Annotated in this window: 4 protein-coding genes; all 4 read left to right on the top strand. The window is 49.7% G+C overall.

The genetic code is table 11. The annotated features are described in order from the left end of the window. Positions 1-11 precede the first annotated feature (11 nt). Positions 12-10,763 (top strand): surfactin non-ribosomal peptide synthetase SrfAB, encoded by a 10,752-nt coding sequence (srfAB, locus tag M1D69_RS19180; protein WP_458105170.1) that lies wholly within the window; start codon positions 12-14, stop codon positions 10,761-10,763. A 36-nt stretch (positions 10,764-10,799) separates the two neighbouring features. Beyond that, entirely contained in the window at positions 10,800-14,627 is a 3,828-nt protein-coding gene (gene srfAC, locus M1D69_RS19175; protein ID WP_458105171.1) for a surfactin non-ribosomal peptide synthetase SrfAC, read from the top strand. 27 nt (positions 14,628-14,654) lie between these two features. Continuing rightward, positions 14,655-15,383, top strand: a complete 729-nt coding sequence (gene srfAD, locus M1D69_RS19170; RefSeq protein ID WP_458105172.1) for a surfactin biosynthesis thioesterase SrfAD — start codon at positions 14,655-14,657, stop codon at positions 15,381-15,383. Between the two features lie 105 nt (positions 15,384-15,488). Continuing rightward, on the top strand, positions 15,489-16,733 hold the full coding sequence (locus M1D69_RS19165; RefSeq protein WP_458105173.1) for an MFS transporter: 1,245 nt from the start codon (positions 15,489-15,491) through the stop codon (positions 16,731-16,733). Positions 16,734-16,753 lie beyond the last annotated feature (20 nt).

Raw genomic sequence — 16,753 nt, 5'->3', positions numbered from 1 at the left:
AGAGGTGGCATATGAGCAAAAAATCGATTCAAAAGGTGTACGCACTTACACCGATGCAGGAAGGAATGCTGTATCATGCGATGCTTGATCCGCATTCTTCCTCTTACTTCACACAATTAGAGCTTGGCATTCAAGGTGTTTTTGATCTGGAAATCTTTGAGAAAAGCGTCAATGAACTGATCCGGTCATACGATATTCTCCGTACGGTATTTGTGCACCAGCAGCTGCAAAAGCCGCGTCAGGTTGTGTTAGCGGAACGCAAGACAAAGGTGCACTATGAAGATATTAGTCATGCAGATGAGGATCGCCAGAAAGACCACATCGAGCGTTACAAACAAGACGTTCAGCACCAAGGCTTTAACCTGGCCAAAGACATTTTGTTCAAGGTGGCAGTTTTCCGCCTTGAGGCAGATCAGCTGTATCTTGTCTGGAGCAATCACCATATTATGATGGACGGCTGGAGCATGGGCGTGCTGATGAAAAGCCTGTTCCAAAACTACGAAGCGCTCAGAGCAGGCCGAACACCTGCAAACGGGCAGGGCAAGCCATATTCCGACTACATTAAATGGCTTGGAAAACAGGACAATGAAGAAGCGGAAGGCTACTGGAGCGAACGCTTGGCTGATTTTGAACAGCCGAGCGTGCTCCCGGGCCGTCTGTCTGAGAACAAAGATGAATACGTCAATAAAGAATATTCATTTACATGGGATGAAACACTGGTTACCCGCATTCAGCAAACCGCAAACCGCCATCAAGTGACGGGGCCTAACCTGTTTCAGGCTGTTTGGGGCATTGTTCTCAGTAAATACAACTTTACGAAGGACGTTGTCTTCGGCACGGTCGTATCGGGACGGCCGTCTGAAATCAACGGAATTGAAACAATGGCGGGGCTCTTTATCAATACCATTCCTGTGCGTGTAAAGGTTGATCAGCAGTCTACATTCGCTGATATTTTCACAGACGTTCAGCAGCATGCGGTGGAGGCGGAGCGCTACGATTACGTGCCGCTTTACGAGATTCAAAAACGTTCAGCCTTGGACAGCAGTCTTTTGAACCATCTCGTCGCTTTTGAAAATTATCCGCTTGATCAAGAGCTTGAAAACGGCATGGAAGACCGCCTCGGATTTTCTATCAAGGTAGAAAGTGCATTTGAGCAAACAAGCTTCGATTTCAACCTGATTGTGTATCCGGGCAAAACGTGGACCGTCAAAATCAAATATAACGGCGCTGCCTTTGATTCCGCTTTTATCGAACGGACAGCGGAGCACCTTACCCGCATGATGACAGCCGCTGTCGAGCGGCCGGACGCTTTTGTGCGTGAGCACGGGCTTGTGGGAGAAGAAGAGCAGCGGCAAATTGTGGAGATCTTTAACAGCACTTCATCAGAACTCCCTGAAGGAATGGCTGTTCATCAAGTATTTGAAGAACAAGCAAAGCGGACACCGGCAAGTACTGCCCTCGTATATGAAGGAGCCGAGCTGACATACCGCAAGCTGAACGAAGCGGCGAACCGCCTGGCGAGAAAGCTCATCGGGCAAGGTCTTCAAAAGGGTGAAACAGCAGCCATTATGAATGACCGTTCGGCAGACACTGTTGCCGCCATGCTGGCTGTTTTAAAAGCAGGCGCCGCATATGTGCCGCTTGATCCCGCACTTCCGGAGGATCGGCTCCGTTTCATGGCGGAGGACAGCTCGATTCGGATCGCTTTAGCTGGAGAGGCGTATACAAAACAGGCTAATCAGCTGCAAGTACCGGTTCTCCCGCTGGAAGGCGTCTTTGAAGGGAATGAAACGGCTGACAATCTGAATCTGCCCGCCGATTCGTCTGACCTGGCTTACATCATGTACACGTCAGGTTCGACCGGAAAACCGAAAGGCGTCATGATCGAACATAAAAGCATTCTGCGCCTCGTCAAAAATGCCGGGTACGTTCCTGTTACTGAAGAGGACCGCATGGCGCAAACAGGAGCGGTCAGCTTTGATGCAGGTACATTTGAGGTCTTTGGCGCGCTGCTGAACGGCGCTGCGCTTTATCCGGTGAAAAAAGAGACACTGCTTGACGCGACACGGTTTTCAGCGTTCCTCCGTGAGCAGAGAATTACGACGATGTGGCTGACATCACCATTATTCAATCAGCTTGCTGCAAAGGATGCCGGCATGTTCGGCACACTGCGCCATTTAATTATCGGCGGAGACGCGCTCGTGCCGCATATTGTAAGTAAAGTGAAACAGGCCTCGCCGTCGCTATCTCTGTGGAACGGATACGGACCGACAGAAAATACGACATTTTCTACAAGCTTTCTGATTGATCGCGAGTACAGCGGCTCAATTCCAATCGGGAAGCCAATCGGAAATTCCACTGCATACATCATGGATGAGCAGCAGCGCCTGCAGCCGATCGGCGCGCCCGGTGAACTGTGTGTCGGCGGAAGCGGCGTGGCACGGGGCTACGTCAACCTCCCAGAGCTGACGAAGAAGCAATTTCTCGAGGATCCATTCAGACCGGGTGAAAAAATGTATCGAACTGGCGACTTGGCGAGATGGCTTCCGGACGGGAATATCGAGTTTTTAGGAAGAATTGATAACCAGGTGAAGGTGCGCGGGTTCCGAATTGAGCTAGGCGAAATTGAAACAAAACTGAACATGGCCGAACATGTGACAGAGGCTGCCGTGATCATTCGCAAAAACAAAGCGGATGAAAATGAAATCTGCGCGTACTTTACGGCGGATCGCGAAGTGTCTGTGAGCGGGCTGAGAAAAACGCTGTCTCAATCATTGCCTGACTATATGGTTCCTGCCCATTTGATCCAGATGGACAGCCTGCCGCTCACGCCAAACGGAAAAATCAACAAAAAAGAACTGCCTGCGCCTCAATCAGAAACCGCGCAGCCGGAATACGCAGCACCCAAAACAGAGAGTGAAAAGAAATTAGCGGAGATCTGGGAAGGGATACTCGGCGTCAAAGCAGGCGTTACCGATAACTTCTTTATGATCGGCGGTCATTCTCTGAAAGCGATGATGATGACGGCGAAAATCCAGGAGCATTTTCATAAGGAAGTACCGATTAAAGTGCTCTTTGAAAAGCCGACCATTCAAGAACTGGCGCTGTATTTGGAAGAGAACGAAAGCAAGGAGGAGCAGACGTTTGAACCGATCAGGCAAGCACCTTATCAGCAGCATTATCCTGTATCCCCAGCCCAGCGGAGAATGTATATCCTCAATCAGCTTGGACAAGCAAACACAAGCTACAACGTCCCCGCTGTACTTTTGCTGGAGGGAGAAGTAGATAAAGACCGGCTTGAAAACGCGATTCAGCAATTAATCAACCGGCACGAAATCCTCCGTACATCGTTTGACATGATCGACGGAGAAGTCGTACAGACCGTTCATAAAAACATATCGTTCCAGCTGGAGGCTGCCAAGGGACGGGAAGAAGACGCGGAAGAGCTGATCAAATCGTTTATTCAGCCGTTTGAGTTAAACCGCGCGCCGCTCGTCCGTTCGAAGCTTGTCCAGCTTGAAGAAGAACGCCATCTGCTGCTCATTGATATGCACCATATCATTACGGACGGCAGCTCGACAGGCATTCTCATCGGCGATCTCGCCAAAATCTATCAAGGCGCAGATCTGGAGCTCCCGCAGATTCACTATAAAGATTACGCTGTCTGGCAAAAAGAACATGCGGATCATCAAAAGGATGAAGCATACTGGCTGGATACGTTTAAAGGCGAGCTGCCGGTGCTTGATCTTCCGGCGGATTTCCCGCGTCCTTCAGAACGGAGCTTTTCTGGGGAGCGCGTCATGTTCGGGCTGGATAAACAAATCACGGCTCAGATCAAATCGCTGCTGTCAGAAACAGACACAACAATGTACATGTTCCTTTTAGCCGCATTTCATGTACTGCTTTCTAAGTACGCGTCACAGGATGACATCATCGTCGGCTCACCGACTGCGGGCAGAACGCATCCTGATCTGCAAGGTGTGCCGGGTATGTTTGTCAACACGGTGGCATTACGGACAGCGCCTGCAGGGGATAAAACCTTTGCACAATTCCTAGACGAAGTCAAAACGGTCAGTCTGCAAGCATTCGAGCACCAAAGCTATCCGCTTGAGGAACTGATTGAAAAACTGCCGCTCACAAGGGACACAAGCCGAAGCCCGCTGTTCAGCGTCATGTTCAACATGCAGAACATGGAGATTCCTTCTTTGAAATTAGGAGATTTGAAGATTTCTTCCTATTCCATGCTTCATCACGTGGCGAAATTTGATCTGTCCTTGGAAGCTGTCGAACGGGAAGAAGAAATCGGTTTAAGCTTTGACTACGCAACTGCCTTGTTTAAGGACGAGACGATCCGCCGCTGGAGCAGCCACTTCGTCAATTTGATCAAAGCAGCTGCGGTTAATCCGAACGTACGGCTGTCTGATTTGGAGATTCTTTCACCAGTTGAAACGGCAGCTTTGCTTGAAGAGAAAAAACAAACCACTCATTCTGGCAATGACACGTTTGCGTCACTTTTCGAAAAACAGGTGCAGCAAACACCTGATCATCCGGCTGTCATTTGTGGCGGAAACCAGCTGAGCTATCGTGAGCTCGATGAACAGGCAAACCAGCTGGCGCATCATTTGCGCGCGCACGGGGCAGGAAGTGAAGACATCGTAGCCGTTGTCATGGACCGTTCAGCTGACCTAATGACAGCTGTTCTTGGTGTCATGAAGGCGGGAGCAGCTTTCCTTCCGATTGATCCGGATACGCCTGAGGAAAGAATCCGCTATTCATTAGAAGACAGCGGTGCGAGATTTACAGTCGTGAATGAAAGAAATATGACTGCCATAGGGCAATATCAAGGAACCGCCATCAACATCGATCAAGCGGATTGGCGGAACGAAAGCAAGGAGCGTCCGGAACCGATTTCTGGGACTCAGAATCTTGCATATATCATTTACACATCCGGCACGACCGGGAAGCCGAAGGGTGTGCAGATTGAGCATCGCAATCTGACAAACTATGTTTCTTGGTTTAGCAAAGAGGCGGGACTGGCTGAAACGGATAAGTCTGTCTTGCTTTCGTCTTACGCATTCGACTTGGGGTATACAAGCATTTTCCCTGTGCTTCAAGCAGGCGGTGAGCTTCACATTGTGCCGAAAGAAACATATACGGCGCCCGATCAGATTTGCCGTTATATCAAGGAGCACGGCATCACGTATATCAAGCTGACACCGTCTCTGTTCCATACGATGGTGAACACAGCCAGCTTTACAAAGGAGCCGCACTTTGAATCTCTGCGCTTGATTGTGTTGGGAGGAGAAAAGATCATCCCGGCTGATGTTTTAGCGTTCAGCAAGGTATATCGGCATACCGAATTTATCAATCACTACGGTCCGACCGAAGCAACGATCGGCTCCATTGCCGGACGGGTTGACCTGACTGAACCTGACACATTCGCGAAACGGCCGACAATCGGACGGCCGATTGCCAATACCGGCGCACTTGTCTTAAATGAGTCATTGAAGCTTGTGCCTTCGGGAGCGAGCGGCCAGTTATATATCACGGGACAGGGGCTTGCCAGAGGATATCTCAGCCGTCCTCAGCTCACATCCGAGAAATTTGTGGAAAACCCGTATGCGCCGGGCAGCCTGATGTACAAGACCGGAGATGTCGTCCGGAGACTGGCTGATGGCATGATTGAATTTATCGGCCGGGCTGATGATCAGGTGAAAATCCGCGGCTACCGCATAGAGCCGAAAGAAATTGAAACGGTCATGCTCAGCCTCAGCGACGTTCAGGAAGCGGTTGTGCTAACGGTTTCTGAGGGCGGGCTTCAGGAGCTTTGCGCGTATTATACGGCGGATCAAGCCATTGAAAAAGCAGAGCTCCGGAAACAGCTTTCACAAATACTGCCGTCTCATATGATCCCTGCCTTCTTTGTGCAGGTCGACGCCATCCCGCTCACGGCAAACGGGAAAACCGACAGAAACGCATTGCCAAAGCCGAACGCAGCGCAATCTAGATATGAAGCGTCAGCTGCTCCGGAAACAGCGCTTGAAGAAAGCCTTTGCCGCATCTGGCAGAAAACACTCGGCATTGAAGCGATCGGAATCGATGACAACTTCTTCGATTTAGGCGGCCATTCACTAAAAGGAATGATGCTCATCGCCAATATACAGGCAGAATTGGAGAAAACCGTGCCGCTTAAAGCGCTGTTCGAACAGCCGACTGTACGTCAGCTGGCGGCTTATATGGATGAATCGGCAGCATCAGGCGGCTATCACATGCTGAAGCCTGCTGACAAACAGGATGTGTATCCATTGTCATCCGCGCAGAAACGGATGTACGTGCTCAATCAGCTTGACCGGCAGACGATCAGCTATAATATGCCATCGGTTCTTCTGATGGAAGGCGAGCTTCACATTTCGCGCCTGCGGGAATCACTCAACCAGCTCGTAAACCGTCATGAATCATTGCGCACGTCATTTACGGAAGCAGACGGAGAGCCTGTCCAGCGCATTGTTGAGGAGGCATCAATTGATCTTCACTTGTTTGATGCAGAAGAGGGCGAGGCGGAACAGAAGATTAAAGAATTTATCCGGCCATTCGACTTAAGCGGCGCTCCGCTCATTCGCGCGGCATTACTCCGAATCGCAGACCAAAAACATCTGCTTCTATTGGATATGCATCACATTATCGCGGATGGTGTATCAAGAGGTATTTTCGTTAAAGAATTGGCACTGCTTTATAAAGGCGAACAGCTTCCGGAGCCGAAGCTTCATTATAAAGATTTCGCTGTTTGGCAAAATGAAGCCGGTCAGAAAGAACGGATGAAGGAGCATGAGCAATACTGGCTTTCAGTTCTCTCAGGCGAACTGCCGGAGCTTGACCTTCCGCTCGATTACACCCGACCGCCTGTTCAAAGCTTTGAAGGGGATACCGTCCGTTTCCGTGCGGAAAGCGGAACGGCAAAGGCGATTGAAAAACTGCTCGCAGAAACGGGAACGACTTTGCATATGGTGCTTCACACCGTCTTCCATGTCTTTTTAAGCAAAATCTCCGGACAGCGGGATATCGTGATCGGCTCGGTTACAGCAGGCCGCACGAATGCCGACGTGCAAAACATGCCGGGGATGTTCGTCAATACGCTCGCACTGAGAATGGAAGCAAGGGAAAAGCAGACATTTGCAGAGCTTCTGGAGCAAGCGAAGGAGACAAATCTGTCAGCACTTGAGCATCAGGAGTATCCGTTTGAAGACCTGGTCAACCAGTTAGACCTCCCTCGGGATATGAGCCGGAATCCTTTGTTTAACGTGATGGTTACGACAGAAAACCCTGATAAAGAACAGCTTGAGCTGCAAGATCTCACGATTTCACCTTATGAGGCACATCAAGGAACATCCAAGTTTGACCTCACATTAGGCGGTTTCGCTGACGAAAACGGCATCGGTCTGCAGCTGGAATATGCGACTGACCTATTCTCAAGAGAAACTGCTGAGCAATGGAGCGAATACGTTCTGCGATTATTGCAGGCTGTTGCGGAAAATCCAAACCAGCCGCTTTCCGGCCTGTCACTCGTCAACGAGACAGAAAAACAAACGCTCTTGGAGGCATGGAAAGGAAAAACACTGCCTGTGCCGACAGACAAAACGGTTCATCAGCTGTTTGAAGAAACGGCTCAGCGCCACAAAGACCGCCCGGCTGTCACGTATAACGGGCAGTCATGGACGTACGGCGAGCTGAATGCGAAGGCGAACCGTCTGGCGCGGATTTTGATTGACTGCGGCATCGGCGCGGATGAGCGCGTCGGCATTCTCACGAAGCCGTCGCTTGAAATGTCCGCCGCGGTGCTCGGTGTCCTGAAGGCAGGAGCGGCATTTGTGCCGATTGATCCTGACTATCCGGATCAGCGGATTGACTATATCCTACAGGACAGCGGCGCGAAACTTCTCTTGAAACAGGAAGGCATCACAGTGCCGGACAGCTACACGGGCGAGGTCATTCTTCTTGACGGCAACCGCACGATCCTGAGTCTGCCGCTTGATGAAAACGACGAGGAAAATCCAGAGACGGCTGTAACAGCTGAGAACTTGGCGTACATGATTTACACGTCAGGAACGACCGGACAGCCAAAGGGTGTGATGATCGAGCACCATGCGCTTGTGAACCTGTGCTTCTGGCACCATGACGCGTTCGGCATGACGGCGGAGGACCGCAGTGCGAAGTACGCGGGCTTCGGGTTCGACGCTTCCATTTGGGAGATGTTCCCGACCTGGACGATCGGCGCTGAGCTTCATGTCATTGATGAAGCGATTCGCCTTGATATCACCCGCCTGAATGACTATTTCGAAACGCACAACGTCACAATCACGTTCCTGCCGACACAGCTGGCGGAACAGTTCATGGAGCTAGAGAACACGTCACTCCGCGTGCTCTTGACCGGAGGGGACAAGCTGAAGCGTGCGGTTAAGCAGCCGTACACGATTGTCAACAACTACGGGCCGACCGAAAACACTGTCGTTGCGACGAGCACAGAAATCAATCCGGAGGAAGGCTCGCTTTCCATCGGGCGCGCGATCGCCAATACGAGAGTGTACATTCTCAGCGAAAGCCATCAGGTTCAGCCGGAGGGCGTAGCCGGAGAGCTTTGTGTGGCGGGACGCGGACTGGCGCGCGGCTATCTGAACAGGGAAGACGAAACCGCGAAGCGGTTTGTCCCCGATCCGTTCGTGCCGGGTGAACGCATGTACAAAACAGGCGATTTGGTGAAATGGACGGGCGGCGGCATCGAATACATCGGCCGGATCGACCAGCAGGTCAAAGTCCGCGGCTACCGAATCGAGCTGTCAGAAATTGAAGTGCAGCTGGCCCAGCTTTCTGAGGTACAGGACGCGGCAGTGACAGCTGTAATAGATAAAGGCGGCAATACAGCGATCGCGGCGTATGTCACACCGGAAACAGCTGACATAGAAGCGCTGAAATCAGCACTGAAGGAAACCCTGCCGGACTACATGATCCCGGCGTTCTGGGTGACATTAAACGAGCTTCCGGTTACCGCAAACGGCAAAGTAGACCGCAAAGCGCTGCCGGAGCCGGATATCGAAGCAGGAAGCGGAGAATACAAAGCGCCGTCCACTGACATGGAAGAGCTGCTTGCCGGCATTTGGCAGGACGTGCTCGGTATTTCTGAAGTCGGTGTCAGCGACAATTTCTTCTCGCTCGGCGGAGATTCCATTAAAGGAATCCAGATGGCGAGCCGCTTGAACCAGCACGGCTGGAAGCTGGAAATGAAGGATCTCTTCCAGCACCCGACGATTGAAGAACTGACACAATATGTGGAGCGTGCCGAAGGCAAACAGGCAGACCAAGGCCCTGTGGAGGGCGAAGTTATCCTGACGCCAATCCAGCGCTGGTTCTTTGAAAAGAACTTCACAAACAAACACCATTGGAATCAGTCGGTTATGCTTCATTCTGCGAAGGGCTTCGATCCGGAACGGGTTGAAAAGACATTGCAGGCACTGGTTGAACATCATGACGCGCTTCGCATGGTCTACCGTGAAGAAAACGGTGACATCATTCAAGCGTATAAACGGATAGACGAATGCGAGGTCAGCTTCGAAATCGTTGATCTGTACGGCTCAGATGAAGATATGCTGAAAAACCAGATTAAGGTTCTCGCTGACAGTCTGCAAAGCAGTCTCGACCTGCAAAACGGTCCGCTTCTGAAAGGAGAGCTATACCGCACGGAAGCGGGGGATCATCTGCTCATCGCTGTACACCATCTCGTGGTCGACGGCGTATCATGGCGGATTTTACTTGAAGACTTTGCATCAGGCTACGTGCAGGCTGAGAAAGAAGAGCAAATCGTCTTCCCGCAAAAAACGAACTCCTTCAAGGATTGGGCGGAAGAATTGGCGGCATTCAGCCAATCAGCACACCTTTTGCAGCAGGCTGAATACTGGGCGCAAATTGACGCTGAAGAGGTTTCCGCTGTACCGAAGGATGATGAAACAGAGGAGCGGATTGTCAAACATACATCATCCGTCATCTGCGAATTAAATGAAGAAGACACTAAACATCTCTTAACAGATGTTCATCAGCCATATGGAACCGAGATCAATGATATTCTCCTCAGTGCGCTTGGATTAACGATGAAAGAATGGACAGACGGTGTCAAAATCGGCATCAATCTTGAGGGTCACGGACGGGAAGACATCATCCCGAATGTGAACATCTCCAGAACGGTTGGCTGGTTTACGGCACAATATCCTGTTGTGCTCGACATGTCTGAAACAGATGTTTCAGCGGTCATCAAAGCAGTCAAAGAAAACCTGCGCCGCGTTCCGGACAAAGGCGTCGGATACGGCATTCTCCGCTACTTTACGGAACAAGCGGGAGCGCAAGGCTTCACACCGGAAATCAGCTTTAACTATTTAGGCCAATTCGACAGTGAAGTGAAAACGGATTTCTTTGAACCGTCCGCTTTCGATATGGGACGCCAAGTGAGCGAAGAATCAGAAGCTCTGTACGCTTTAAGCTTCAGCGGCATGATCCGAAACGGACGTTTTGTCCTCTCTTGCTCCTACAATGAGAAGGAATATGAAAGAGCAACGGTCGAAGCACAAATGGAGCGGTTGAAAGAAAACCTCCTCCTGATCATCCGCCATTGTACGGAAAAAGAGGACAAGGAATTCACACCGAGCGACTTCAGTGCGGGAGACCTTGAGATGGATGAGATGGGCGATATCTTTGATATGCTTGAGGAGAATTTGAAATAAAATGCAAGGGAATTACAGAAGGCGGGAGCGAAACATATGAGTCAATTTAGCAAAGATCAGGTTCAAGATATGTATTACCTATCGCCGATGCAGGAGGGGATGCTGTTTCATACCATCCTTAATCCCGGCCAGAGCTTTTACCTTGAACAAATTACGATGAAAGTAAAGGGCGACTTCAATATCAAATGCCTTGAAGAAAGCATGAATGTCATCATGGACCGGTACGATGTATTTCGTACCGTGTTCATTCACGAAAAAGTAAAAAGGCCCGTTCAAGTCGTATTAAAAAAACGTCAATTTCATATAGAAGAAATGGATCTGACACATTTATCCGAAAGTGAACAAACGGACAAAATCAATGAATACAAAGCACAGGATAAGATCAAAGGCTTTGATTTAACGCGGGATATTCCGATGAGGGCAGCCATCTTCAAAAAAGCTGACAACAGCTTTGAATGGGTGTGGAGCTACCACCACATGATTTTGGACGGATGGTGCTTCGGCATCGTCGTGCAGGATCTGTTTAAGGTATACAATGCTTTGCGCGAACAAAAGCCGTACAGCCTGCCGCCTGTCAAACCGTATAAGGAATACATCAAGTGGCTTGAAAAGCAGGATAAACAAGCATCGCTCCGCTACTGGCGCGAGTACTTGGAAGACTTTGAAGGACAGACGACGTTTGCGGAGCAAAGAAAGAAACAAAAGGAAGGGTACGAACCGAAAGAACTTCTCTTCTCACTGCCGGAAGCGGAAACGAAAGCTTTTACTGAGCTTGCGAAATCTCAGCACACCACTTTGAGTACCGCTTTGCAGGCAGTCTGGAGCGTACTGATCAGCCGTTATCAGCGGTCTGACGATTTGGCTTTCGGTACAGTCGTTTCCGGACGTCCCGCGGAAATCAAAGGTGTTGAACATATGGTCGGCCTGTTTATCAACGTTGTTCCAAGAAGAGTGAAATTGGCTGAAAACATGACGTTCAACGGTTTGCTCAAGCAGCTTCAGGAGCAGTCACTTGAGTCAGAACCGCATCAATATGTGCCGCTTTATGACATCCAAAGCCAAGCCAACCAGCCGAAATTGATTGACCACATCATCGTGTTTGAAAATTATCCGCTTCAGGATGCAAGCAATGAAGATAGCAGTCAAAACGGATTCGATATGGAGGATGTCCATGTATTTGAGAAGTCAAATTACGATCTCAATTTGATGGCCTCCCCGGGTGACGAAATGCTGATCAAGCTTGCCTATAATGAGAATGTGTTTGATGAAGCGTTTATGCTGCGCTTAAAATCCCAGCTTCTCACAGCGATTCAGCAGCTTATTCAGCATCCGGATCAGCCTGTCAGCACCATTGATTTCATTGATGAAAAAGAAAAAGAGTACTTGCTTAACGGCTTAAATCCGGCACCTCAAACGTGTGAGCCAAAACCTCTGACGGATTGGTTCAAGGAGGCGGTGGACATCAATCCAAGTGCACCGGCGCTCACATTTGCAGGCCGAACGCTGTCCTATCACGAATTAGACGAGGAAACGAACCGCCTCGCACGCCGTTTGCAAAAGCAAGGGGCAGGCAAAGGCTCAGTTGTTGCATTGTACACGAAGCGCTCTCTGGAACTGGTGATTGGGATTCTCGGTGTGTTAAAAGCGGGATCGGCTTATGTGCCGGTTGATCCTAAGCTGCCGGATGACCGAATCTCATATATGCTGACCGACAGCGGGGCGGCATGTCTGCTTACACACCAAGAGATGAATGAGCAAGCGAATCAGCTGCCATTTGCAGGCCAAACACTCATCATTGATGATCCCATCCGTTTTGAAGAAGAGGCAAGCGATCCTGAAACCGCGATTGCACCCGATGATGCGGCGTATATCATGTATACATCAGGCACAACCGGAAAGCCAAAGGGAAATATCACGACGCATGCCAATATTCAAGGATTAGTGAAGCACGTTGACTACATGACGTTTTCTGAAAAGGACACGTTCTTATCTGTATCGAATTACGCTTTTGACGCATTTACCTTTGATTTCTACGCTTCCATTCTGAATGGAGCAAGGCTGATTATCGCAGATGAAAATACACTGCTTGATACAGACAGCCTCACGAGTTTCATCCGTCAAGAGAATGTCAGCGTTATGTTTGCGACCACAGCTTTATTTAATCTTCTCACAGATGCGGGAGAGGATTGGCTGAAGGGGCTTCGCTGTGTGTTATTCGGCGGGGAACGCGCGTCTGTGCCTCACGTCAGGAAAGCGCTGCGGATCATGGGGCCGGGCAAGCTGATTAACTGCTACGGCCCAACTGAGGGCACGGTGTTTGCAACGGCTCACGTCGTGTACGAGATTCCGGAGTCTATCTCCTCATTGCCGATCGGAAAGCCGATCAGCAATGCGAGTATTTATATTCTCAATGAATCAAATCAGCTCCAGCCATTCGGAGCGGTCGGGGAACTATGCATCAGCGGAATGGGCGTATCAAAAGGCTATGTTAACCGTGATGAGCTGACCAAGCAGAAATTTACCGCCAACCCGTTCAAACCGGGAGAAACACTTTACCGCACAGGGGATCTCGCTCGCTGGCTGCCTGACGGTACGATTGAATACGCCGGCCGCATTGATGATCAAGTGAAAATACGGGGACACCGGATCGAGCTGGAAGAAATCGAAAAGCAGCTGCAGGAATATCCCGGAGTAAAAGACGCGGTCGTCGTGGTGGACCGCCGCGAGTCTGGGGACGCATCAATTAACGCCTACCTCGTGAACCGGACACAGCTTTCAGCAGGAGACGTTAAGGCACACCTGAAAAAACAGCTTCCTGCTTATATGGTGCCGCAGACATTTACGTTCTTGGACGAGCTTCCTTTAACAACAAACGGAAAAGTCAATAAACGTCTGCTGCCAAAACCGGAGCAAGATCAGATATCGCAAGAATGGATTGGGCCTCGAAATGAAACGGAAGAAACAATCGCGCAAATCTGGTCCGAGATTCTCGGCAGAAAGCAAGTCGGCATCCATGACGATTTCTTCGAGCTTGGCGGCCATTCCTTAAAGGCGATGACAGCCGCTTCTCGCATCAAAAAAGAGCTCGGAATTGACCTTCCGGTGAAGCTTTTGTTTGAAGCGCCGACGATTGCCGGCATTTCAGCATATCTGAAAAACGGAGGCTCAGAAGGACTTCAGAACGTTACAATCATGAATTCGGATCAGGATGACATCATTTTCGCATTCCCGCCGGTATTGGGATATGGCTTAATGTATCAGAACCTGGCGAAGCACTTGCCGTCAAACAAGCTGTGCGCTTTTGACTTTATTGAAGAGGAAAACCGTCTTGACCGTTATGCCGCTCTGATCAAGGAGCTTCAGCCGGAAGGTCCTGTGACACTGTTCGGTTATTCAGCAGGATGCAGTCTGGCGTTTGAAGCCGCTAAAAAACTTGAAGAGCAGGGACGCACCGTACAGCGGATCATCATGGTGGATTCCTATAAAAAACAAGGCGTCAGTGATCTGGACGGACGCACGGTCGAAAACGATGTCGAGGCGCTGATGAATGTAAATCGGGACAATGAAGCGCTCAATAGCGAAGCCGTCAAGCAGGGGCTCAAGAAAAAAACACATGCCTTCTACTCATACTACGTCAACCTGATCAGCTCGGGCCAAGTGAAGGCGGACATTGATTTGCTGACCTCTGATCTTGACTTTGAAATGCCTGAATGGCTTTCATCGTGGGAAGAGGCGACAACGGGCGCTTATCGTGTGAAAAAAGGCTTCGGTACACACGCCGAAATGCTGCAGGGCGAATGTCTTGATAGGAATGCCGGGATTTTGCGCGAATTTCTTAATAAACAAACTATAACGCTTTCTTAAGGAAGCGATGAAAGGGGGAGCCGGCCAATGAGCCAACTTTTCAAATCATTTGATGCATCGGAAAAAACGCAGCTCATTTGTTTTCCGTTTGCCGGCGGCTACTCGGCGTCATTTCGCCCTCTCCATGCTTTTTTGCAGGGGGAGTGTGAAATGCTTGCAGCTGAACCGCCCGGGCACGGCACGAATCAGACGTCAGCAATTGAGGATCTCGAGCAGCTGACTGATTTGTACAAGCGAGAATTACATTTGCATCCAGATCGGCCGTTTGTGCTATTCGGGCACAGCATGGGCGGGATGATTACCTTCAGGCTGGCGCAAAAACTGGAGCGTGAAGGCATTTTTCCGCAGGCTGTGATTATTTCTGCGATTCAGCCGCCGCATATTCAGCGGAAAAAAGTATCGCATTTGCCTGATGATCAATTTCTCGATCATATTATCAAATTAGGCGGAATGCCCGCAGAGCTCGTTGAAAATAAAGAAGTTATGTCATTTTTTCTTCCTTCGTTCAGATCGGATTACCGGGCTCTTGAACAATTCGAGCTTAACGACATGACACCGATCCAATCGCCGGTCCACGTCTTTAACGGACTGAATGACGAAAAATGCATCCGGGATGCGGAAGGCTGGAAGAAGTGGGCGAAACACATCACGTTCCATGAATTTGACGGCGGGCATATGTTTCTGCTGTCAAATACGGAGGAAGTGGCGGAACGGATTTTTGCGATTTTGAATCAGCATCCGATTTCCAGTTCCTAATGAAAAAGCGGACAGCGCTGTGCTGTTCGCTTTTTTTGATATAGAATGTAAATTTTTTCATGATATAATAGTCGCAATACTCAAATAAAGGCAGGTCAGGAAAACATGTCTCGGCATATCCTTCGCGCGTCTCCTAAGATGAAATGGTTAGTATTGCTGTTCACGTTTGTCTTCGCCATCGGAATGAACTCATTCAGAAATTCCTTTCAATTTTTTATGCTCCCGATGGCAGAGACCTTTCACGCCGATCGGTCGCTGATTTCGGCTTCCGTCAGCATTTTTATGATCACAACAGGTGTCGTTCAGTTTTTTGTCGGCTTTTTTATTGACCGGTTCAGCGTCAGAAAGATTATGGGGATCGGTGCCATTTGTATCAGCGCAAGCTTTTTGGCGCTCCCGCATTCGCCGAATGTCCATATATTTTCCGTGATCTACGGAGTGCTCGGCGGAATCGGCTATTCCTGCGCGGTTGGCGTGACGACACAGTATTTTATCAGCCGCTGGTTTGACACGCATAAAGGCTTGGCGCTCGCCATTTTGACCAATGCAAATTCAGCCGGTTTGCTGCTGCTGTCACCGATTTGGGCTGCGGCTCCTTACTATGCAGGCTGGCAAACTGCGTATACAATATTGGGCATTTTCTTAGCGGCTGTCCTGCTGCCTCTTTTGGCCTTCGGAATGAAGCACCCGCCCAATGTCCAAGGGCAGTCCGTGAAAAAATCTTATGACTGGCAGGGATTTTGGAAGGTGTTAAAGCAGTCCCGCCTCATTCATATCCTGTACTTCGGCGTATTTACGTGCGGATTTACGATGGGAATCATTGATGCTCATCTTGTTCCAATGCTGGAGGATGCGCATGTCTCTCATATCAACGGAATGATGGCTGCATTCGGGGCGTTTATTATCATCGGGGGATTATTGGCAGGCTGGCTGTCAGATTTGCTTGGCAGCAGAAGCGTGATGCTCTCCATTTTGTTTTTCATTCGTCTCATCAGCTTGATCTGCCTGCTCATTCCCGCACTCGGCATTCATAACAGTGAGCTCTGGTACTTGTGCTTTACGCTGTTATTCGGGCTCAGCTACACAGGCGTGATCCCGCTGACTGCTGCGTCCATTTCTGAAAGCTTTCAAACCGGGCTTATCGGCTCGCTCCTAGGCATCAATTTCTTTATCCATCAAATCGCCGGCGCTCTCAGTGTGTATGTGGGCGGATTATTTTTTGACATGAATCATAATTATTTGCTGGTTATTGTTGTGTGTTTGGTGCTTGTAAGTTTATCAGCATTATTGGAGCTGGTGCCAATTAAAAAACACAATCATGTTCATAACGAAGAGAGGGTCGAGGGATAAATCTCCATTAGCTGAAGAGA

It is taken from the genome of Bacillus sp. PK3-037, assembly GCF_054161355.1.
Note: the sequence above shows the minus strand (reverse complement) of the source record. Positions and strands in the feature narration are given on the sequence as shown.